This window comes from Corallococcus sp. CA041A (assembly GCF_003612075.1).
Taxonomy (GTDB): Bacteria; Myxococcota; Myxococcia; order Myxococcales; family Myxococcaceae; genus Corallococcus; species Corallococcus exiguus.
On sequence record NZ_RAWF01000190.1, the window covers coordinates 1 to 19,525 of the forward strand.

The following is a 19,525-nucleotide window of genomic DNA, read 5'->3' on the forward strand; positions in this document are numbered from 1 at the left end:
GCCATGGCGGTGGTGCGCGCGGTGGCCACGCGGGAGAAGATGTGGCTCGCGGCCGCGGTGGGCGCCCTGGTGCTCGCGGGCTCCAGCATGCTGGGCAACAACGCCCTGCCCCTGAAGCTCTACCCGGAGCTGGAGACGCGGCTGGACAGCGGCGTGGGCTACTTCCGCGAAGCGGGCACCGGCCCCCTGTCCCCGGACCTGTCCGGAGAGCTGGCGCTGCACGTGCGCCCCGGGCTGATGCTGGACGTGCCGTCCCCCAAGCTGGCCATCGCGCTGCGCGGCAACCTGGACTACGTGGCCTACACGGGCCTGCTCACGGCGGGCTCCGGCGCGGCGTCTCACCTGGAGGGCGCGGCGGACCTGGCGCTGCGGTTCAACCAGGAGAGCGAGCTGTCCATCGAGGTCGGCGACGAGCTGACGCGCTCGGACCGCACGCGCACGGCGGCGCTGGGCGCGGGCATCCTCAGCCTCTTCAACGAGGCGCGCGTGAAGGCGCAGTGGAAGCCCGGCGGCGGCGCGTTGGAAGTCACCCCCGCGCTGGCGTACGCGATGGAGTTCTTCGAGCCCCTGGGCGGCATGACGCCCATCGGTTGCACCGACGCCGCGTGTGATCCGCTCGCCGCCAGCCAGTTCAACTACGGCAACCTGCGGCTGGGCGCGGAGGGCCGCTGGCGCTTCCTGCCCAAGACGGCGGTGGTGGTGGACACGGGCCTGCAGTACCGGGGCTACTTCAACGACACGACCACGCCCAGCGCGGCCATCCTGCACGCCATGGCGGGCGTGTCCGGTCTGATCTCCCCGCGGATTACCCTGACGGCGAAGGCCGGCTGGAGCCAGAACCTGGGCTCGGGCGGCGGCGGCACCGTGGTGGGCCAGGTGGAGGGCACGTACCTCGTGGGCCCGTCGCTCACCGTGAAGGGCGGCTACCTGCGCGCCTTCCAACCGGTGGCCGCCTACGGCACCTTCCGCGACGACCGCGTCTACGCGGAAGGACGCACCGTGATGGGCAGCCGGCTCGCGCTGCACGCCACGGGCGCGCTGGACTTCCTCTCCTTCGCGGGCGGCCGCGGCGACACGCTGGTGACGCTGGACCTGGGGCCCGAGTATCAAATCCGCCCGTGGCTGGTGGGCGCGGTGGGCTACATGCTGGGCACCCGCTCGTCGTCGCTGGGCGCCGCTGGCCTCAACTACACCCGCCACGAAGGCTACGCGCGGGTGTCCGTCTCCTACTGAGGCCTTCCGCGCCCATGCGTTCCTCGCGGCTCTGCTTCATCCTGCCGGTCCTCCTCGCGGTGCTGTCCGCGTGTCACGCGGACACGCGCCCGCCGCCCCCTCCGCCCACGCCCGCATCGTCCGCGGAGGCCGCGGCGACGTCTGGCGGCAACCTGGGGCCCGGTGACGTGGTGGAGGTGCGCGTATTCCAGGAGCCCGAGCACTCCGGCACCTGGCGCGTGTCGCCGGAAGGCACCATCGACTATCCGCTGTGCGGCAAGGTGTCGCTGTCCGGCCTCACCGCCAGCGCCGCGGCGGACGCGCTGCGAGACTGCCTGGCGCGCTACCTGCGCCGCCCGCAGGTGTCCGTGCTGGTGCGGGAGTACAACTCGCAGAAGATCTTCGTCTTCGGGGAAGTGCAGAAGCCCGGCACCTTCCCCGTCACCGGCGAGGTGTCCATCATCCAGGCGATTACGCTGGCCGGTGGCTTCACCAAGCTGGCGGCGAAGAACAACACGCTCGTCACGCGCGTGGTGGACGGGCAGGAGCGCAAGATTCGCGTGCCCGTGGAGGACATTGGCGTGGGCCGCGAGCGCAACTTCCTGCTCCAGGCCGGCGACATCGTCTTCGTGCCGGAGAGCTTCTTCTAGTCGCGCGACGTCCAGCCGATTTCATCCAGGAAGCGCTTCGCCTGGGTCATGAGCTGGGGCGCCAGGTTCGCGCCGCTCGCCAGCACATCGCCCTTGAGCACGTCGAAGGGCCGCCCGTCGATGTGCACGATGACGCCGCCGGCCTCCGCCACCAGCAGGCCGCCCGCGGCGATGTCCCAGGGCTTGAGGCCGAACTCGAAGTAGCCGTCGAAGCGGCCGGCCGCGACGTACGCCAGGTCCAGCGCGGCGCTGCCGGTGCGGCGCATGCCCTGCGCCAGGAGGATGAGCTGGGAGAAGAGGCCCACGGGCAGGTCCGGGCGCTCGCGCACGTCGTAGGGGAAGCCCGTGCACAGGAGCGCCCGCTCCAGCGTGGCCGTGGGGCTGGCCTTCAGGGGCACGCCGTTGAGCGTGGCGCCCTCCCCCTTCGCGGCGGAGAAGAGCTCGTCGCGCATGGGGTCGTAGACGGCGCCCGCCACGGTGCCCTCCGGGCCCTCCACCGCCACGCTGACGCAGAAGTGCGGCACCTGGTGCGAGTAGTTGGTGGTGCCGTCCAGCGGATCCACCACCCAGCGGAACGTGTCGCTGCCCTGCGTGGCGCCGCTCTCCTCCGCGAGGATGGCGTGGCGCGGGTAACGCTGCCGCAGGAAGTCCAGCAGCGCGTCCTCGGAGGCGCGGTCCGCGTCCGTCACGAGGTCGATGCCGCCCTTGAACTCGATGGTGCGGTGCTGCGGGAAGCGCTCGCGGAGGATGCGTCCGGCCATGCGGGCGCCCTCCTCCGCGGTGCGGCGCAGCGCGGCGGGCGTTTCCGGTTCGTGGGCCATGGCTGCGTTTCCCTCGGGTGCGCTCTAGGAGGCGGGCTCGGCGAGCAGCTGCTCGATTTCCGTCTGGAACTTCTGGAGGAACTCCTCGGCGAAGCCCTCGTGCACGTGGCGGACGACGCCCTTGCGATCAATGAGGAAGGTGGTGGGCATCAGCCGCACCTTCAGCAGGCGCTCGGACACCAGCGCGTTGGCGTCCAGGAGGATGGGCAGCTCCACCTTCGCCTCCTCCAGGAAGGGAGGAATGGCGCGCACGTCCTCGTCCACGTTGAGGGCGTAGGCCTTGAAGCCGCGCGAGCCGTACTCCTTCTGGAGCTGCGCGTACATGGGCAGCGCGTCCTTGCAGGGCTCGCACCACGTGGCCCACACGTCCAGGAGGACGACCTGCCCGCGGTCGCTCTTCAAGTCGTACGGGCTGTTGTCCGGGTAGCGCTTCACCTGGAAGACGAGCGGCTGGCCCGAGCCCCGGTTCGACTCCAGGGCGGAGCTGCTGGAACGCGTCCCATCACCGGTGCGGTCCGTGAGCGCGGGCAACGGCGTGGGCGCCGCGGAGCAACCCAGGGCGAACGCCAGGGCACCCAGCGAGAGGAGGAATGGACGGCGCATGGCTCAGGTCCCCTTCCCCGCCCGGGACTTCAGGGCGGTGAGCAACTTGTCGATGAAGCCTCCGAAGGCGCCGTTGCTCATGACGAGCAGCACGTCACCGGACTTCGCCTCGGAAGCGACGCGGTCCACCAGCGTCTGCACGTCGGTGGCGCCGTCCGCGGCGATGCCCTGGCCCTTGAGCGCTTCGATGAGCTTGGGGACGTTGAGCTCCTCGCCCTCGGGCACCTTGTCGTGGCGCTCGGGCACCTTGAGGCTGGCGCGCGTGGCGCCGGGGAAGGCGTGCGCGTAGTCCTCTTGGTGGATGTTGCGGCGGCTGGTGTTGGAGCGCGGCTCGAAGATGGCCCACAGGCGCCGGTCCGGGTAGCGGTGGTGGATGGCGGCGATGGTTTCGCGCACGGCGGTGGGGTGGTGCGCGAAGTCATCCACCACGAGCACGCCGTCCACCTCCGCGCGCACCTCCTGCCGGCGCTTCACGCCCTGGAAGGTGGACAGGCCCTGCTGGATTTCAGCGAAGGTGAGGCCCAGGCCGCGCGCGGCGGCGATGACCGCGAGCGCGTTCTCCACGTTGTGCGCGCCGGACATCGGCAGCGTCACGGTGCCCAGGTCCTGGCCCTTCTCCACGATGTTGAAGCGGGCGCCCTCGGGACCGAAGGAGAGGTTCTTGGGCGTGTAGTCCGCGTCCGCGCCTTCCTTCGCCACGTAGGTGCTGACGGGCGCGATGCCTTCACGCGCGATGCGCACGGCGTTCGGATACGCGGCGCAGACGACCAGGTGGCCGTCCTTCGGCACCAGGCGCACGAACTTCTGGAACGTGGCCTCGTAGTGGGGCAGGTCGCGGAAGATGTCCGCGTGGTCGAACTCCACGCTGGTGACGATGGCGGTGCGCGGGCGGTAGTGGAGGAACTTGGAGCCCTTGTCCCAGTAGGCGGTGTCGTACTCGTCGCCTTCGACGACGAAGTGCGGGCCCTTCCCCACGCGGTAGTTGCCCGAGTAGTTCTGGGTGACGCCGCCCACGAGGAAGCTGGGGTCCTTGCCCGAGGCCACCAGCACGTGGGCCATGAGCGAGGACGTCGTCGTCTTGCCATGCGTGCCGGCGACGACGACGGAGTGCGAGCGGTCCAGGAAGAGCGAGCCCAGCGCCGCGGGGAAGGACATCTGCTTGAGGCCCCGCTCGCGCACGGCGGTGGCCTCCAGATTCACCCGGCGGATGACGTTGCCGATGATGACCAGGTCCGGCTTCGCCGCGTCCAGGTTGGCGGGCGAGTACGGGCTGCTGGCGGGGATGCCCCACGTGCGGAGCATGTCGCTCATGGGCGGGTAGACGTTCTCGTCGCTGCCGGTGACGTCGTAGCCGGCGGCCTTGAGCATGCCGGCGAAGGAGCCCATGCCCGTGCCGGCCACGCCCACCAGGTGGATGCGGCGCACGGACCGCGGGTCGAGTGTGTCGAGGACGTTGCCGTTGTCGTCAGCCATGCTGCGGTTTCCTCAGGGGAGGACGTGAAGGTCGAGCGCCTCCACGACGAGCTCGTGGAAGGCGGGGCGGAAGTCGCGGATGCGCAGGTCCTGACGGCCCTGGGCCACGCGGTTGGTGATGAGCGCGACGACGAGCGACCGCCTCAGGTCCACCCAGAGGCTGGTGCCGGTGAAGCCCAGGTGGCCCACCGCGCCCGGAGGCGTGTCGCCAATGAATCGGCCCGCGCTGGAATGGCCCTTCGACGGAGAGTCGAAGCCCATGGAGCGGGTGCTGCCCTCCACCTTGGGGTCGGTGGCGAGCGCGCGGTGCCACAAGGGCCCTGGAGCAATCGCTGCATGCGTGCCCGCGGCGCCCTCCAGCACGGCCTGTCCGAAGCGAGCCACGTCCACTGCGGTGCCGAAGAGGCCCGCGTGTCCCGCGACGCCGTCCAGCACCCAGGCGTTGTCGTCATCCACCTCGGCGGGGCGGGACGGCTGCGATGGCACGTCCTTCCACAGCGACTCCTGGCCGGGAGCGGGCTCGCGCGGGCGCATGGCGCCGGTGGGCGCGGTGGCGCCGTCGGAGGGGAAATCGCTGAGGCGGTGGAAGCGGGCCTTCAGTTCCAGCGGCTCCGCGACGTGGCGATGGAAGAGCACGTCCAGCGGGGCGCCACCGGCGCGGGCGAGGATGTCGCCCAGGAGGATGAAGCCCACGTCGCTGTACACGGACTTCGTGCGCACGGGCGCGTCGAGCGGCGTGGCGGCGGCGGCATGGAGGACGTCCGCGTGGACCTGCGCGCGGACGGAGGAAGGGCAGCCGGCGTCGAGCAGCTCCGGGTGGGCCTTGAGGGCGTCCGCGAAGAACGGGACGAAGGCGGGCAGACCGGAGCGGTGGTAGAGCAGGTCCGCGACGGTGACGCCCGCGTCGCCCGCGGGTGAGCCGGGGAAGTAGCGGGACACGAGCGTGTCCGGGCCCACCTTGCCCTCGGTCCACAGGCGCAGGAAGAGCGCGGTGGTGGAGAGGGCCTTGGTGAGGGACGCGAGGTCGAAGCGCGTGTCGCCCTTCACGTTGCCAGCGACGCCGCCGAAGACCTGCACGCCCTTGTGGAGCACCACGGCCTGGGCGGAGGGGAAGATGCCCAGCTCCACGCCGTCATCGAGCACGGCCTGGAGGTTGGCGATGGGGTGCTGGCTCATCCGGGGCTCACCGCGCCTTCGAGGAAGGTGAGGCGCGCGGCGTCCGCGTCCAGGCGCACGTGCGTGCCCAGGGCCACGGGGTAGTTGATGGCGCCATGGCCGATGGGGAAGCCCGCGGCGCAGGGCAGCTTCGCGTCGCGCGCCAGCTCACGGAGCACGTCCGCGCTGGAGTAGTTCGCGTCCTTCTCCTCGCAGGCTGTGAAGTCACCCAGGACGATGCCGCGCACACGGGAGAAGACACCGGCGAGCCGCAGATGGGTCCACATGCGGTCGATGCGGTAGGGGCGCTCGGTGACGTCCTCAAGGAGGAGCACGGCGCCGTCGAGCGGAGGCATGTACGGAGTGCCCAGGAGCCGGGAGAAGACAGACAGGTTGCCGCCCACGAGGGTGCCCTCGGCTGTGCCGGAAACGTAGGTGGCGTTGCCGTTGAGGGGCGGCGGGGCCTCCGCGGATTCGAGCAGGCGGAAGAAGTAGTCGTGGACCTGGGTGGACTGGCGGCCCAGCTGCGTGAGCACGGGCGCGTGGATGGAGACGCGGTGCAGGGCCTGGAGCGCGCAGTGAATGGACGTCAGGTCGGAGAAGCCGGTGAAGGCGACCGGGCCGGCCTTGTCGATGGGCAACTCCGGCAACAGGCGAGCGCTGCCATAGCCACCCCGGGCGCAGAAGATGGCGCGGGAGGCGCGGTCGAGGAACGCGTGTGACAGCTCCTCCTGGCGGCGGGCGTCATCCCCGGCGAGGTAGCGGTGCGAGGCGCCGATATCGGGCCGGACCACCGGGGAGTAGCGCTCGGAGAGGATGCGCAGGCCGGCCTCGAAGGGAGCCTGTTCGAAGGGGCCCGCGGGGGCGACGACTTGCACCGTGTCGCGGGGACGGAGCGGAAGGGGCTTGAGCCAACGCACGCAGCGCTTCATAGCACCCGGTGCGAGGGGGAAAGGGTGTTTCAGGGAGCCTGGGGCCCGAAGCGTTGAGTACCGCAGGACGGAGGAACGAGGCCCCGTGGAGCGCTCGTCCGCCCGCTGGCCGCCCTACCCCACCGTGCTACGTTCGAGCACCGCCGCGAAGAACCCATCCGTGCCGTGCCGGTGCGGGGTGACCAGGAGGAACCCGTCCTGGAGGCATGCGTCCGGAAGCCAGCCAGCGCCTGGAGTGACGGCCCGGAAGTCCGGTCGGGAGCGGAGGAAGTCCGCGACCACGTCCTGGTTCTCCAAGCGGTTGACGGTGCAGGTCGCGTAGACGACCCGGCCACCGGGGCGCACCACGTCCGCGGCGCGGGTCAGGATGTCGCGCTGGATGGCTGTGTAGCGGGAGAGCGAGTCCGGGGTGAGCCGGAAGCGGAGGTCCGGGCCCCGGCGGAGCGAGCCCAGCTCGGAACAAGGCGCATCCGCGAGGACACGGTCGGCGTTGAGGCCTGGTGACGGAGGCGTCCGGAGCACCTGGACGCGGGTGAGCCCGGCCCGGGAGGCACGCTGCTGGAGCCGGTCCAACCGTTCCGCATCCGGGTCATAGGCAAGCAGCCGGCCGGAGTCCTTCATGGCCGCGCCCAGTTGGAGCGTCTTGCCCCCTGCCCCAGCGCAAAGGTCCAGCACGGTCTCCCCGGGACGGGCTTCCACGAGGAGCCCCAGGAGCTGGCTGCCCTCGTCCTGGACCTCGAACAGGCCTTCACGGAGGGAAGGCAGGGCGTAGAGGTTCGGCCTGGGACCGTCGACATGCAGGGCCAGCGGGCTCCAGGAGCCAGGGCGGGTGGAGACGCCCTCGGAGCCCAGGCGCGCGGCCAGCGCCTCACGAGAGATGCGGGCCGGATTCACCCGGAGCGTGATGGGGCCCGGGACGTTGAGGTGGGCGCAGAAGTCCTCCGCCTCCGTCCCCAGCTCACGGACGAAGTGGTCCGAGAGCCAGTCCGGCAGCGAAGCCCGGAGCGCCAACGACGGGGGCGTTCCGGTCCGCAGGGGAACCGGAGCCGCCAGCCCCGCCCACGACGCGGCGTCCGAAGCAGGAACGCCCACGAGGCCATGCAGGAGCGCGAAGAGAAGCTGGGAGGGCGACGGATCCGCCGAGTCCAGGAGGAACCCCAGGCGGCGGCGCCAGAGCCCCACGTTGAAGACGGCCTCCTTCAGCGCCTGGCGCCCCTCACGGGACAGGTCGCGGTGGGAGCGCAGGGTTCGGTCGAGGACGCGCTCGGCGGGGTCGCCCGAGAGGACGCGAGCAAGCGCCTCGGACACGACGGCGCTCAGTCCCTGGAGGGCTGACCAGGGCTGCGAAGAAAGCCGGGAGATCGGATCGAACAGGACAGTTGACAGGGCAGGCTCGGTTCTCTAGAAGTCGCATCCGTCACGGCAACGCACAGCCGCGACGGGACATATTCCCCGATAGCTCAGCTGGTAGAGCGGGTGACTGTTAATCACCATGTCCGTGGTTCGAGTCCACGTCGGGGAGCTGAACGAAGGGCCCTACCAACCGGTAGGGCCCTTTTGTTTTACACGGGCCTCGCGATGAACATCGCGGGGCCTTCGTGCTTAAGCCCCTGAATCACAAGGGATTCTGGCTCGCGGCGATGAAGAGGGCGCTCTTGGCCCTTTACCCCGCAGAGCGAGACGCCCCCCCTCCTCCGCCACCGATTGGGCTCTCTGGACCGCTCTTTCACCCGTTTTGGGGAGAGAGAGGCCGAGAGCGGTTAACAGTTTTGTTAACCGCCGCGGGCACCCGATTCTGACAATCCCTGGCTTTCGATGTCGTACCTTCCAGAGTTGCTCCGTTTCCCTGTCTCCAGGGCGACCCAGAGTCTTTTGAAGCCAACGTGCCCCCCTCGTACCTGTTAATCGAGAGAGCGAAACGCCCCAGTCTTTACTGGGTACTCGTGATTTCGTCGCGCGGCGCAGACTCTCCGAGACGGATCTCAGAAGCTCTTGGCCGAGTCCTCAGCACAGCCTTCTGCCCCGTCTCTCTGCCCTTCCCCACATGACAGGGACAGGGTCAACGGACCGCATTCGGGTCGGCCAAACGGATTGCGAGTCCTGCTTGCTCAGGACCGACCGCTTGCGGCCGGTTGCCCCTCGCCTTCGCGCGTCCAGTCGTCGGGCACGAGCTTCTTCCCGCCGCGCCACCGCTCCACGATGGCATCGCGATACCAGTCCTCGTTCAGGTCGGCGTGCTCAATGAGAATCACCTGCAGGCCCGGTGCGACGGCCTCGACCGCGTCGAAGATCAGTCGGAACATCTGCAGCACACGGTGCCGATCGTCATCGGGCACGTGGCCCATCGAACCGTCGACGTCCTTGTCGGCCGGGAAGTAAACCTGCGATGGCTGGTCGAAGAAGATGAAGTGCGGGACCGGACGCGACCGCTGCACGAACCACTGATGCAGGGCCAGATGCGCGATGAGGTGAAAGCCGACGCCGTTCTCGGCGCTGCCGATGTGGCTCATCGGTACCGCGCCGTCGAGCGTGTCGGCGACCAGCGTGAGCTTCTTCATATCGAGGCGCATCGGAGATGCCGAGTGCTCCAAGCCAAGAGTCCGCGCCCACTCCGTCAGTTTCTCCGAGAGCCGTGACGTAATCGAAACAAGCTGTTCCTGAACACGCTCGTCGCTCAACTCCTCCTCCATCCGCTTGCATTGGGCGCGGAGCGATTCGGCCTGCCCTTCGAGTTCCTTCGTATCGGGCACATCGGGCATGCTCTCAAGATACAGGCTGATCCTCCCAAGGACGTGAGCCTTCCGCGCCGAGTCCGCATTCGCTTCGGACAGAGCGGCGTTGGCCGTGCGGACCGCCTCCATCTGCGTGCGATTCCTCGTGAGGGACTGCTGCACCTGTTGAAGGCGCCCCTCAAGCTCCCTTATGGCGTTCTCGATGTGAGGCTCGATGCGCGCGACCGACTCCGTCCGGCTCGCCACGTCGGTCAGTGCCCCCCGTAACGCAGCTATCTGCGGCGGGGCGTGTTCCTTCGGAAGGTCCTGCGCGCAGAGCGGGCACGTGTGCCCCGGCTCGCTTCCCTCGAAAATGCCAATGGTTGCGAGTCGCGCCTTCTGCTCCTCCGCTTCGTGGGAAAATCCCTTCTCGTCCTTGGAGAAGGCGCGTGCTGCATCAATGTCGGCACGGATGCGACGCTGGGTCTGCAGCAGTTCCGCGCGCTCGGTCGAGAGCCTCGAGAATTCCGAACCATCGGGAAGCTTGACGTCGACGCTCGCGAGCGGAGTCTTGAGCACGGCGCGCAGCGCGGACACCGCGCCCTCCCTAGTCGATGTCACCTCCTGGGTGAGTCCAGCATCGCGAGCTTGTGCGAGCAGCGCGTCTGCCTTCGTCGCGCCATCACCTCGCAAGGACGCAATCTCCGCGAGCCGCCGCTCGACAGCACGAAGCTGTTCACGAAGCCGGCGAAGTTCGCCTTGCCTCCGTACATGGTCGTCATCGACCGCACCGAGGAAGTACGGGAGCGAGTCCTTCAACGCCTGCGCGAACCAGTGGTCGTTCGCCCCGTGGAAGAGATACTTCTTGCTCGTGATCTCGTCCTGCTGCTGGAGGCACAACGCCAACGCATGCCGAACGGTCGCCGAGAGCGCCGGGCGCTTCTGACCGGGAGGCGGCTCGTGGGCGTTGTCGCGAATACCAACCCACGAGGTCAGGGTCGTCGTAGCGCCTTTCAGGTTGGTCGTCTGCCGCAGGTCCTTGGCGTCCGGCAGTTCCACGGTACGGCCCGTCGCGATGAAGAACTCGTCGCTGGTTTGGGCTCTTGGTGGCGGGCAACGGCGTGCGACGAAGGCCTGCCCAGACGCAAGCTGGAGTCGGAGCCCGTACCATGCCACGCACAGACGAAGGGGGCCGTGGGCCACATGGCAATCGCCACTACCGAAGCAGTAGTCGATAAGGTCGCTGAGCGCGGACTTTCCTGTCTGCGACGCCCCCGTGATGATGTTGACCTTGCCGACCTTCAGGGGGAGCACGCGGCGCTTGCCGTCGTGGCTGTAGAGAACAATGTCGAGGATCTGCACGCTCATGGACGAACCCCCAGCAGCACCAGCACTGTTTCGGTGCCGCCAGCCTTCTCAAGCCATCTCCCGAGAAACTCAGCGCGCTTGGCGCATTCGCGAACTTCATCGCTAGTCGACTTGAGCGCAGCGTTCACCCGCCTCCTCATCTCCACGTTCGCGCGAACACCGTCCTGCGCCAGCGAGAGCAGGCCGTGCGAGCCGCCGAAAACCAGCGCCTCCCTCGTGAAGGAGCGCAGCGTTGCGGCCCTTTCTCCCAGGCGCGTTCGGATGATCGGATGCTCCGCAAGCCAAGTTGGAAGCGACGTCCTGATGTTGGCGGGCAAGCTTTCTCTTGTCTCACGATGAAGCACGAACGGCAGCACGAGGAACGACAGCTCGATCGCCATCGGCGTGCTCCGCTCCGACGCATACCCCAGAGCGGCGTGCCACAGCAGCGTCGCGCAGAACCCGGGGTTGAGCAGGTTCCGTTCTTCTATCGAGCGTTCGCGCCAGGGAATCATTCAGTGCCGCCTCCGGTCACACCCTTCGGGAGGACACTGCTGCCCGGGTTCAGGAGTTCGGCGAGCCGATCGTGGAAGTCGGGATGCCACCCGACACGTGGCGGCTTCTCGTCCGCAAGCATGTGGAACGACCCTCGAACCACGAATGGCTCTGTGACTCCCGGGCGAATTGGAATTGCAACCTGCTCGGCCCACTTGAGGACGGACTTCGCCGCCTTGCACTTCGCTGCCTCGGCGGCGGTCGCTTCGATTTCATCCTTCGCCGCTTCGAAAGCGAGTTCCCACTCCTCGACAAGCTTCCGCTCATACCGGGACAGATCGCCAACGAGCAGCAGTTCTTCACGAAGCCAACGAGAGCGCTGTCTGTACGCTCGGTAGAAGTCACGGATAGCGGCTCCGACACGATTCTTGCTGACAGTGATGAGTTTGAGCTGGTGGACGAACTGATAGTCGGCGTGTGCGGCGTACGTCGCGTCGTCGAGGGCAAACTCAAGAAGATCGTCGTCGATTGGGAGGTTGTCTTGCTTGAACTGCTCGCGGAGCTCCGACATCTCCGCTTCGATCTCGGCGCTGAGGATTCCGGCAGGCTGTGGACTCGCGGAGAGCTGCTTGATGACACGGCGAAGCCACCACCCCTCTAGGCGCTGCAAGAACGCGTCGTGGTGCTTCGGCTCAGCCGTCCAGAAGACCTCGGCTTTGAGGTCTTCGTCGATTGTGAGGACGCCTGGCGCTCGGTCGAGCACAACAACCCTCTCGAGGATCGCGCGGCGCGAAGCGGGCGACACGGCAAGGAATGCCGAGTACGCAGGTGCGTTTGCCTGGCTGTCCGAGCTAGATGGCACCGTCTCAAGGAGCCGTTGTGCCCGCGCAACATCACGGCCTTCGCGGCGAAGGAACGATGCCGCGCTGCCTGCCGGTGCGCCAGCGGTCGTGAGCAGATAGAGGTTGGTCCCCGTCGGGATCTGCCCCTTCGCGTGTCCCTCAAACCAGACGCGAAGCGACTTCCACAAGTCGCCGCTCATGTCCGAGAGCGACGCCTCGCGAGTGCGGTGGTGCTTCGTCTGCAGAAGCTCCTCGGGACTGCCTCCCTTCGAGTCGAAGGTGACGTCGTCGAGCGTCTCGAGCGACACAACGAATTCGACATCTTTCTTGATGCGTGACAACGACCAGAGGAGCGCGACACGAATTTGGTAGAGATACCCGAGCGCTGAATCGGCAGCAGAGAACGTGTTGCTCGCCATGTCAGCCCCTCCTCGTCAACCGACTCATCGCAATCGCTTTTAATCGATGCGCTGCCGCGGGTTCATCGTCAAGTGCGCCAGCCGCGTGCACCCAAGCGCCAGCCTCAGAAAGCTTGAACTTCCAGTGGAGTCTCGCGCGACTCCAAGATGCGGGACCACGTCTTCGACAGGGCTCCAAGATTCGGAAGTCGCCATCAGGCAGTATCCCCCCGGCATGGTCCGATTCTGCACATACGAGCAGATTGGCGCACGCGGATGGAGCCGACCCGAGATGGAGAGAGTCGTAGAGCAGCGGGCGAAACACCAAACGATGTCGGAGTCGTCCGCCGAGCAGCACTCTAAGTCGCCGGCTTCGCCCACGCCGCCCGCTGCTCAGCCCACGTGCCGGCGTGGGCCTCCCAAGAGAATGCGTTTGGCCATCGGCGCGAAGTCATCGGCGACTTCAAGCACCAAGACCGCGTTCTGAAGCTCCAGCGCTCGCATGCTGGTGCTCGAGGACGCACGAGGATGCTCGCAGGGACCCTGCCAGGTAAGAAATCACCCCACCAGCGGGCCGCCTTTCTTCCTGCCCCTTCCTGAGCGACCGGAATGCCGCCCCTTTCAACCTCGACCGCAATCCGCTTGGCCGCCCCCGCTACGAACCCCCTCTGCGATCCACTATGCCGTTCCATGGCACTCCAGGGACAGCCGTGGCGCAACACGAGCGGAAGGCCGCTGTAGGAGCATTGACTGGCTTCCGCTGTGGACGTGGGTACTTGGGGCAGTGTTGTCACTGACGCCGCCAGCCTCTTGCGCCTAAAATCCTGCTTCGGCAGGCTCAATCCTTCGCAGGCTGCTACTCGGGCGTGGAATCGGCGATGCCACCTACCGACGTGGGCTCCTCGGTGTGTTGCTCCTGGTCAAAGAGTCGCGTGGCATGCTGCAGCGCCGCCAGCCGCTCTTCAAGGCTCCGCTCGGCCGGGAATTGCTTCATCTCGGTCGCGAAGCCCGCGTGCGAGAAGTGCTTGGAGATGAAGATCCGTTCCTTGAAGAGGGCGCCCTCATCCCGCAGGGCGGCGAAGAAGTACGGAGTGATGAACTTGGGAGGGTAGCAATCCTCCCCAGGCCGCTTCTTGGGCCAGCCTGTCTCCGTAGTGTTACAACCACCGAGCCCGACGATCCAAAGCTTCGACTCCGTCCTCGCGAGCAAGCCGAGGAGTACCTTGCTCATAGCCTCCTCCGTAGCCCGTACCGCCTCGGGCGGGAGTTTCTTCAGGAGGCTTGTCGCCTTCGTGTGGATGACCGACTTACACAGGACGATTACATGCTCCTGCCAGTCGAGGCCAGCCTTGGCGATCACCTTGCGCGCGTCGCCGCCCGAGAGGCTATTCGGAGCGAGGAAACGGCCTGCCTTCTTCTCCTTCGGCCCTGGATTGTCAGCGCAGATGATCCAGCGGATGCGGGAGAGAAGAGATGGATTAGCAACGTAGGGCTCTAAATCCCGGTTCCAGACGAACGGAAGGTGAGGGTACTGGGTCGGCCAGAGCTCTTGGGTCAAGTGCTTCAATTCGACGAGCGGCTCCATTTCTCTTCTCCACCTGCAAAGGGGAGAGCGCTCCGGCGCCCTCTTCTCACGAGGATGCGTTGCGCCTCGTCTCCGAGGCCACTGAGCCTCTCCCGGTTGGGAGGAACGGACAGCTCTCACTCAAGCTCGATGGCAATCTCGACCTTCTTCGAACCCATCAACCCCTTCTCGGGGACTACCAGCTTGAGACCTGCACCAATTGCGGCTTCCGGCATTTCGAAGGCCGTCTTCACCGTGCGCTTCACACCAGGGTTCAGCTCCGACAGCAGGAGGTCCTTTCGGCTCCCACTCATGGCGAGGGCGGTGTTCGCATGGGAAGAGGGCTTGAACTGGCGCCCCTTCGCATCGACAAGAAGAAAGTCATCGCTCACAACGGTGGCCGGCGCGTTGCCGAGGTTTTCGATGACGTAGGACACGACGACAAACAACGCCCCTTCGGACGCCTCTTCCTTGACGAGTTGGTTCCCGACAGACGTGCGCGCCTGTGCCCCGCTGATGATGTACGCGAAGTCGCCCAGTACGAAGCGGTCTCCGACGCGAGTTTGTCGGAGCAGGTCGAGCCGCGACTGCTCCGCGGGTGCAAGCTGAGTCAGCAATGCCAGACGCTCGTAGCAGTCTTTCTCGTAGGACAAGTACGGCCGATCCGGCGGCGTCCCACCTCCGCCAGGCACTCTCCATGTAGTCGGCCCCTTCGCCTTCGCACCAATCCGCGCGCGCAGGTATTCGGGATTCTCCCGGTGCAGCAAGGCAGCAAGTGCAGTGAAGTCATGCGGAACTGCCCCCTTCGCATACGGCGCCCAGAGTCCCTGGTTGGGCTCGCCTCTCACAGCGGCAAGGTGCGCGTCAAAGTTCTTCGTGAAGTCTGCGGGGAGATGCCCCACACGCGCGTAGACAAGGAGCAGCTTAATTCCTGCGTCCTTGAGGTTCTTCTCCTGAAGCATCCGACCGAGGTCGACAGGTGCGCCCCCCTCTGTCAGCAACTCCGACACGAACGTGAGAAACAGGTTCAAGTCGGCTCGCGGCCCAGTCCAGACAGCTTGATACGCAGTGTCGACGGCGAGCTTCGCCTCCAGCTCGGGCACCTCGGCCGCCTTGTCGGCCAAAGGCGGCGCAGGCTCGGGCGGCAGCACAGGCACCTCTGGAGCTTCATTGCGTCGCGCCGTGACAGCGGGGGCTTGAGGTGAAGGGGCTGCACTCTCGCCCTTGGATTCACTCTTACAAGCCGACGTCGCGGCCGTCATGGCGACGAACGCGGCGGCAAGAGCACCAGAATGCAGGGGCAGAAGTCGGGACACTGACTGGCTGGCTCTGTTCATGGCGGCACCATACTCCAGAGCCCACCGACCGCACGGCGAACTGCACGCCAGCCGACGCCATCTGGCACACGAAGAGCGGCAGCTTCAGCTCGGCGCCGGCACCGCTCCGCCTTCTCGAAGAGCTGGGTGAGCAAGTCCGTCAAGAGCGGGGCGCGCGACTGCGTGTACCGACGGGCCCGAAGGAGTGCGGCGCGTTCGAAGGCACCACCGAGCCTCCTGGTCCATACCACCCCGGGGTGAGTCTTGGGCGACCGGCAGTTACTCGACGCCCTACACAGGCTCTGCTGAGAACGCCATATACTCGCACACATGACCGATAGCGAGACGCCTCCAAAGCCAGAGCCCAGCACAAAGCTCGATGAGTCTCCACTGCCGTATCCTGACCAGCTCTCCGCATTGCAGGAAACGCACCCCTTCTGCTCAAAGGTACTCTCAAAGGCACAGGAGAACCGTACGCGACGCCTCTCCCGCTTGGTTGAAGGCGTACGCCTTCGTGGCCTCGAAGAACTGCTGGGGCAACTCGCGTCTTACGAGGCCACGTATCGCGGCGACACGCGATTAGAGAAGGCGTCCTTCCTCATCGCACGGACCACAGCCTACTTCGCCGTCGGACTTGAGGCCTCGCTATCCGGTATGCACTCGGTCGTCCACGATTCGATGCGCGGAGTCATGGAGATTGAATTCTTGCTGCGCGACTTCGCAGCCTCCCCCTCGCACGTCGAAGAGTGGCTCACATGGAGCGAGAAGACGCGCCGCAAGAAGTTCGACCCTCGGGTGCTTCGCCAGCGGCATGCCGATAGGCTCGGGAAGGAGGTGCAGGACGTATCTGAGGCTGTTGACTACAAGGCCCACAGCCAAATGATTCACGTAACCCCGCGACCGCACCCGCTGGCGAGCGTCGGGATCACCGACGATGCTTCAGGCATTGATCCGTTTAGCAGCGATGCTTGCTTTTGGGAGATGTACGAGCACGCGCGGCGCGTCCTCTGGGCCGCGTACCAATTCGCGAAGGCCCTCAGCCCAGATGCGGCTCTCGCGTCGCCCGAAGAATTCAATAGCTTCCGCACGGGATGGGAGCGGACCAGCGAGTGGCAATCGATCTTTTTTGCGCTTATCCAGGGAGGGAGGGAGGATTCGGAATCCGAGGATTCGACATAGAGATAGCTTCCGCTCGAACAAAAGTACGTACGCAGCTTCCATGGAATAGGTCATCGGCTCGCCCTCAAGGGAATCACATGAAGGCGATTGATACGATGACCACGGTGGCGACGGTTGGCTCCTCCCATCCGCCGCAGCCAAGCTCGGGCATCCCACAGTCAGGGCCGATACCGCTCCACCTCATGGACGAACTGGGTGAGCGAGTAGTCCAGCAGCGACTGGCGCGACTGCATGTACCGGCGGGCACGGAGGAAGGGCAGCCAGACGCGCTTGCCCACCCGCACCTGCGACTCCTCCATCTTCTCGCGCAGCACCCACGTTCCACCCAGTCGCCGCACCAGCACGTCCCCCAGATAGGCCCCGAGCGCCGGAGCTGTGTGACTGTCGATGAGCTCACGCGTGTACCGCTCCGGGAAGTTCTCCCTCCAGAAGAAGAAGTCGAGGTCCGTGAGAGACTCGGCCGTCTCGTCCATGATGGAGGGCACCTTGGTGTGCAGTGCCGCCACGAGTCCTTCGGACAAGTCGCCGTAGGACTTGAGGACGCGCTCCGGATTCGTCACGTCCGATGGAAGGGCGACCGGCAGCCACTCTTCAGGCTCAGGAGGCCGGAAGGCGTTGAGCTCGGCAATCTTCCGTTGCCGCTCGCTGATGGCGAACTCGTCCGGCAGCCGCGAGAGGAGCGGCGCCACGTCGGGGTGGAAGCGCGGCTCGACGGGTACGAGGGCAGCGCTGCGCTCTTTCAGCGTGCGCAGCACCGTGTCCAAGTCGAGGTCCGGCCGCAGGTGGACGTGCGCGCGGGCCTGGGCCACACGCGCCTCGTCGCTCGCGAAGTCCGCAGCAGTCGGACTTAGCACCAGGAGGACGGAGCCGTTGGGAAGCTCCTCCACGAGATGCGCTGGCGTCGAGAGCATCCGCTCTCGGCCTACCCTCTCTACGAGCTTGGGGCCGAAGACGTTCAGCCAACACACCTCGTAGACCTTGTCGAATCCATCCCTCCGAGAAACCTCAGCTTCGCGGCCGAAATGAGGGAAGCCCGCCAGCTCACGGTCAGCCATGCTGTGGGCCGAAGCATACGGCGTCGGGTAGCGGATAGCCCATGCCCGGACCATTTCGATGAACAGCCTGCACTCCTCTGCCTCAGAAAAGAGCGAGAGAGGCTTCACATCGATCCAAATTCGTAGCTTCGGAGCGAGCGGCGGAAACCGAAGACTGAGCGACATATCCAACTCAGGCGAGCGCGCACGAAAGAGCCCAATGGACGTGCTGTTCTCGTCGCGGCGCTCCTTCAGAGATTCCCAAACATTTTCGCGGGAGAATTTGCGCCTGCGCGTTCCTCGAACAACGTCCGGCATCCACTTGCCAGCGAAGGCAACGAGAGCCTGAAGAAAGGGAGCAACCTCACACTCGACCTCGGCCATCTGGTCGAAGGCGCCTTCGAACGAAAACAGGAAGTTGTCGTCGACACTTGGGTCGTGAGCATCCAGCACTTTCATTGGACCACTACCTCCACCCCGCTGACCTTGTCCTGTGCTTCGCCCATAGCTGCCTCCAACGTCTCTGCCTTCTTAGGCTTGAGCCCTCCGCCCTCATATACGAGCCGGACCCTTTGGACCTGGGCGCTCTGTCGTATCCCTTTCCGCAGCACCTCCAGCTTCCCCCCGTAATACCTCAGCGCATTCCTCGCATCCGTAGTCATTTGTGCGACGAGCGCATCATTATCCAGCAGCTTGAGATCCCGACTCTTGAAGCTGAACGTCTCCACACGAGGCGTCGGGCCGGCCGCTCGCCCCTCTTCGATGACGAGCACATCCGCGAAGCGAAGGTCCGCCTTCGCCACCCCCACGTGCGTCTCGATGCGCGGCTGGTCGAAGTCCTTAAGCCACCGCCGCTGCGCCCGGGGCAGGACCGCGTCCGCCTCCAGGAGAGCGACCATCATCCTCTCGAAGGCCAAGCCCCGTGCGTACCTGTCGCGCACGAGCCGGTAGCCCGCCCACTTCAGGGGGCCCTTCTCCGCAATCCCCTGCTTGATTTCCGCGGCCCTCGTCTCCAGGTACGCCACGTAGTCGTCCCAGAGTGGCTCCACCTTGACCTCGGCGGGAGCCGCCTTCTGCAAGTCCTGGCGGTGCCTCGTCAGCTCCACCGCGTTCATCGACAGGCGCTCTCCAGGGAACTCCGCCTCCAACTGCTTGAACTTCGCCTCCGCTACCTCAGCCGGGAGCCCTGCCGCCTCGGGAGGCACGGAGGGCCGCGTACCGTCCCTTCTCCCGGAGCCCCCGCCGGCGGACGCAGCACTCGGGGGCTCTCGGTACCGTACGGCCAATGTGGCCTGTGCCTGCGCGACGTTGCCTCGCGCCTCGTGCAACGCTAGCGCGCCCGCCTCGCCCCACTCCGCCACCAGAATGGCTGCGTCCCGGTCCTGCTGGAAATAGCGCGCCAACTCCCCCACGGCGCTCTCTCCTATTCGCGTCTCCAACCTCTCCAGCACCGCCTTCAGCGACTCCACGCTGGACACCACCGCCTGGAGGCGAGCGCGCTCCAGCCGGGAGACGCCAGCTTCACGAAGCGCGCGCGCCCCCTTCCCTCCCGCATACAGGCCCACCATGAGGGCCGCGGGCGCCAACTGGCGCGTGGCCTCCTCGTACTCACCCTTGGCAAGGGAAGCCCCGCCCTGCGCCGTCCCCGCCGCCAGGTGGTAGAAGCCTAAGTAGGTCGCCAGAAGTTCTCTAACAAATCGCGCAGCCAGAAGCCCTCGGCGAGGCAGCCCGCCTTGCGGAGGGCGTCCTGGGGAGAAAGGCGCACTACCCAGCGGATGGCAGCGGCGACGTGC

Annotated in this window: 16 protein-coding genes and 1 tRNA gene; 4 read left to right on the forward strand and 13 right to left on the reverse strand. The window is 66.5% G+C overall.

Going from position 1 to position 19,525, the window contains the following annotated elements; translation table 11 throughout:
* Positions 1 to 3 precede the first annotated feature (3 nt).
* Positions 4 to 1,233, forward strand: a complete 1,230-nt coding sequence (locus D7V77_RS28675; protein WP_233597300.1) for a hypothetical protein — start codon at positions 4 to 6, stop codon at positions 1,231 to 1,233.
* Positions 1,234 to 1,247: 14 nt separating this feature from the next.
* A complete protein-coding gene (locus tag D7V77_RS28680) occupies positions 1,248 to 1,862 on the forward strand; it encodes a polysaccharide biosynthesis/export family protein (protein WP_120579484.1) in 615 nt (204 codons plus the stop codon).
* On the opposite strand, the gene D7V77_RS28685 is transcribed toward D7V77_RS28680, so the two are convergent.
* From D7V77_RS28685 to D7V77_RS28710, 6 genes are all read right to left on the reverse strand, one after another.
* A complete protein-coding gene (locus D7V77_RS28685) occupies positions 1,859 to 2,683 on the reverse strand; it encodes an inositol monophosphatase family protein (protein ID WP_120579485.1) in 825 nt (274 codons plus the stop codon). The genes D7V77_RS28680 and D7V77_RS28685 overlap by 4 nt on opposite strands.
* A gap of 24 nt (positions 2,684 to 2,707) precedes the next feature.
* Positions 2,708 to 3,286 (reverse strand): TlpA disulfide reductase family protein, encoded by a 579-nt coding sequence (locus tag D7V77_RS28690; protein ID WP_120579486.1) that lies wholly within the window; start codon positions 3,284 to 3,286, stop codon positions 2,708 to 2,710.
* A 3-nt stretch (positions 3,287 to 3,289) separates the two neighbouring features.
* Positions 3,290 to 4,759, reverse strand: a complete 1,470-nt coding sequence (gene mpl / locus D7V77_RS28695; protein ID WP_120579487.1) for a UDP-N-acetylmuramate:L-alanyl-gamma-D-glutamyl-meso-diaminopimelate ligase — start codon at positions 4,757 to 4,759, stop codon at positions 3,290 to 3,292.
* A gap of 12 nt (positions 4,760 to 4,771) precedes the next feature.
* Positions 4,772 to 5,935, reverse strand: coding sequence for a serine hydrolase (locus D7V77_RS28700; protein WP_120579488.1), 1,164 nt, complete (start codon positions 5,933 to 5,935; stop codon positions 4,772 to 4,774).
* The gene (locus tag D7V77_RS28705; protein ID WP_120579489.1) at positions 5,932 to 6,846 is read right to left on the reverse strand and encodes an LD-carboxypeptidase; all 915 of its coding nucleotides are present in this window, start codon (positions 6,844 to 6,846) and stop codon (positions 5,932 to 5,934) included. Before D7V77_RS28705 ends, D7V77_RS28700 begins: the two co-directional genes overlap by 4 nt.
* A gap of 114 nt (positions 6,847 to 6,960) precedes the next feature.
* Positions 6,961 to 8,154, reverse strand: a complete 1,194-nt coding sequence (locus tag D7V77_RS28710; protein WP_199733907.1) for an RsmB/NOP family class I SAM-dependent RNA methyltransferase — start codon at positions 8,152 to 8,154, stop codon at positions 6,961 to 6,963.
* Positions 8,155 to 8,295: 141 nt separating this feature from the next.
* On the opposite strand from D7V77_RS28710, the gene D7V77_RS28715 reads away from it, so the two are divergent.
* Positions 8,296 to 8,368: transfer RNA gene (locus tag D7V77_RS28715), tRNA-Asn, on the forward strand.
* 586 nt (positions 8,369 to 8,954) lie between these two features.
* Here the strand turns inward: D7V77_RS28715 and D7V77_RS28720 are convergent.
* The 5 genes from D7V77_RS28720 to D7V77_RS28740 form a co-directional block, all read right to left on the reverse strand.
* Positions 8,955 to 10,925, reverse strand: coding sequence for a DUF3732 domain-containing protein (locus D7V77_RS28720; RefSeq protein WP_120579491.1), 1,971 nt, complete (start codon positions 10,923 to 10,925; stop codon positions 8,955 to 8,957).
* On the reverse strand, positions 10,922 to 11,419 hold the full coding sequence (locus D7V77_RS28725; protein ID WP_120579492.1) for a three component ABC system middle component: 498 nt from the start codon (positions 11,417 to 11,419) through the stop codon (positions 10,922 to 10,924). The genes D7V77_RS28720 and D7V77_RS28725 overlap by 4 nt, the downstream gene beginning before the upstream one ends.
* On the reverse strand, positions 11,416 to 12,660 hold the full coding sequence (locus D7V77_RS28730; RefSeq protein ID WP_120579493.1) for an ABC-three component system protein: 1,245 nt from the start codon (positions 12,658 to 12,660) through the stop codon (positions 11,416 to 11,418). The genes D7V77_RS28725 and D7V77_RS28730 overlap by 4 nt, the downstream gene beginning before the upstream one ends.
* 835 nt (positions 12,661 to 13,495) lie before the next feature.
* On the reverse strand, positions 13,496 to 14,224 hold the full coding sequence (locus tag D7V77_RS28735) for a hypothetical protein (RefSeq protein ID WP_120579494.1): 729 nt from the start codon (positions 14,222 to 14,224) through the stop codon (positions 13,496 to 13,498).
* 116 nt (positions 14,225 to 14,340) lie between these two features.
* Positions 14,341 to 15,540, reverse strand: a complete 1,200-nt coding sequence (locus tag D7V77_RS28740; RefSeq protein ID WP_120579495.1) for a DUF4352 domain-containing protein — start codon at positions 15,538 to 15,540, stop codon at positions 14,341 to 14,343.
* A 309-nt stretch (positions 15,541 to 15,849) separates the two neighbouring features.
* Here D7V77_RS28740 and D7V77_RS28745 point away from each other — a divergent pair, with 309 nt between their 5' ends.
* Entirely contained in the window at positions 15,850 to 16,698 is an 849-nt protein-coding gene (locus D7V77_RS28745) for a hypothetical protein (protein WP_147452189.1), read from the forward strand.
* A gap of 158 nt (positions 16,699 to 16,856) precedes the next feature.
* Here the strand turns inward: D7V77_RS28745 and D7V77_RS28750 are convergent, their stop codons facing one another.
* Complete coding sequence (locus D7V77_RS28750) at positions 16,857 to 18,191, reverse strand: hypothetical protein (RefSeq protein WP_120579497.1); 1,335 nt, start codon at positions 18,189 to 18,191, stop codon at positions 16,857 to 16,859.
* A complete protein-coding gene (locus tag D7V77_RS28755; RefSeq protein ID WP_233597299.1) occupies positions 18,188 to 19,318 on the reverse strand; it encodes a hypothetical protein in 1,131 nt (376 codons plus the stop codon). Before D7V77_RS28755 ends, D7V77_RS28750 begins: the two co-directional genes overlap by 4 nt.
* Positions 19,319 to 19,525 lie beyond the last annotated feature (207 nt).

Coding starts and splice junctions, on each gene's coding strand:
- D7V77_RS28680 (WP_120579484.1), top strand. CDS start 1,248: ATGCGTTCCTCGCGGCTCTGCTTCATCCTGCCGGTCCTCCTCGCGGTG.
- D7V77_RS28730 (WP_120579493.1), bottom strand. CDS start 12,660: ATGGCGAGCAACACGTTCTCTGCTGCCGATTCAGCGCTCGGGTATCTC.
- D7V77_RS28690 (WP_120579486.1), bottom strand. CDS start 3,286: ATGCGCCGTCCATTCCTCCTCTCGCTGGGTGCCCTGGCGTTCGCCCTG.
- D7V77_RS28740 (WP_120579495.1), bottom strand. CDS start 15,540: ATGAACAGAGCCAGCCAGTCAGTGTCCCGACTTCTGCCCCTGCATTCT.
- D7V77_RS28675 (WP_233597300.1), top strand. CDS start 4: ATGGCGGTGGTGCGCGCGGTGGCCACGCGGGAGAAGATGTGGCTCGCG.
- mpl (WP_120579487.1), bottom strand. CDS start 4,759: ATGGCTGACGACAACGGCAACGTCCTCGACACACTCGACCCGCGGTCC.
- D7V77_RS28685 (WP_120579485.1), bottom strand. CDS start 2,683: ATGGCCCACGAACCGGAAACGCCCGCCGCGCTGCGCCGCACCGCGGAG.
- D7V77_RS28745 (WP_147452189.1), top strand. CDS start 15,850: ATGACCGATAGCGAGACGCCTCCAAAGCCAGAGCCCAGCACAAAGCTC.
- D7V77_RS28750 (WP_120579497.1), bottom strand. CDS start 18,191: ATGAAAGTGCTGGATGCTCACGACCCAAGTGTCGACGACAACTTCCTG.
- D7V77_RS28735 (WP_120579494.1), bottom strand. CDS start 14,224: ATGGAGCCGCTCGTCGAATTGAAGCACTTGACCCAAGAGCTCTGGCCG.
- D7V77_RS28720 (WP_120579491.1), bottom strand. CDS start 10,925: ATGAGCGTGCAGATCCTCGACATTGTTCTCTACAGCCACGACGGCAAG.
- D7V77_RS28705 (WP_120579489.1), bottom strand. CDS start 6,846: ATGAAGCGCTGCGTGCGTTGGCTCAAGCCCCTTCCGCTCCGTCCCCGC.
- D7V77_RS28725 (WP_120579492.1), bottom strand. CDS start 11,419: ATGATTCCCTGGCGCGAACGCTCGATAGAAGAACGGAACCTGCTCAAC.
- D7V77_RS28700 (WP_120579488.1), bottom strand. CDS start 5,935: ATGAGCCAGCACCCCATCGCCAACCTCCAGGCCGTGCTCGATGACGGC.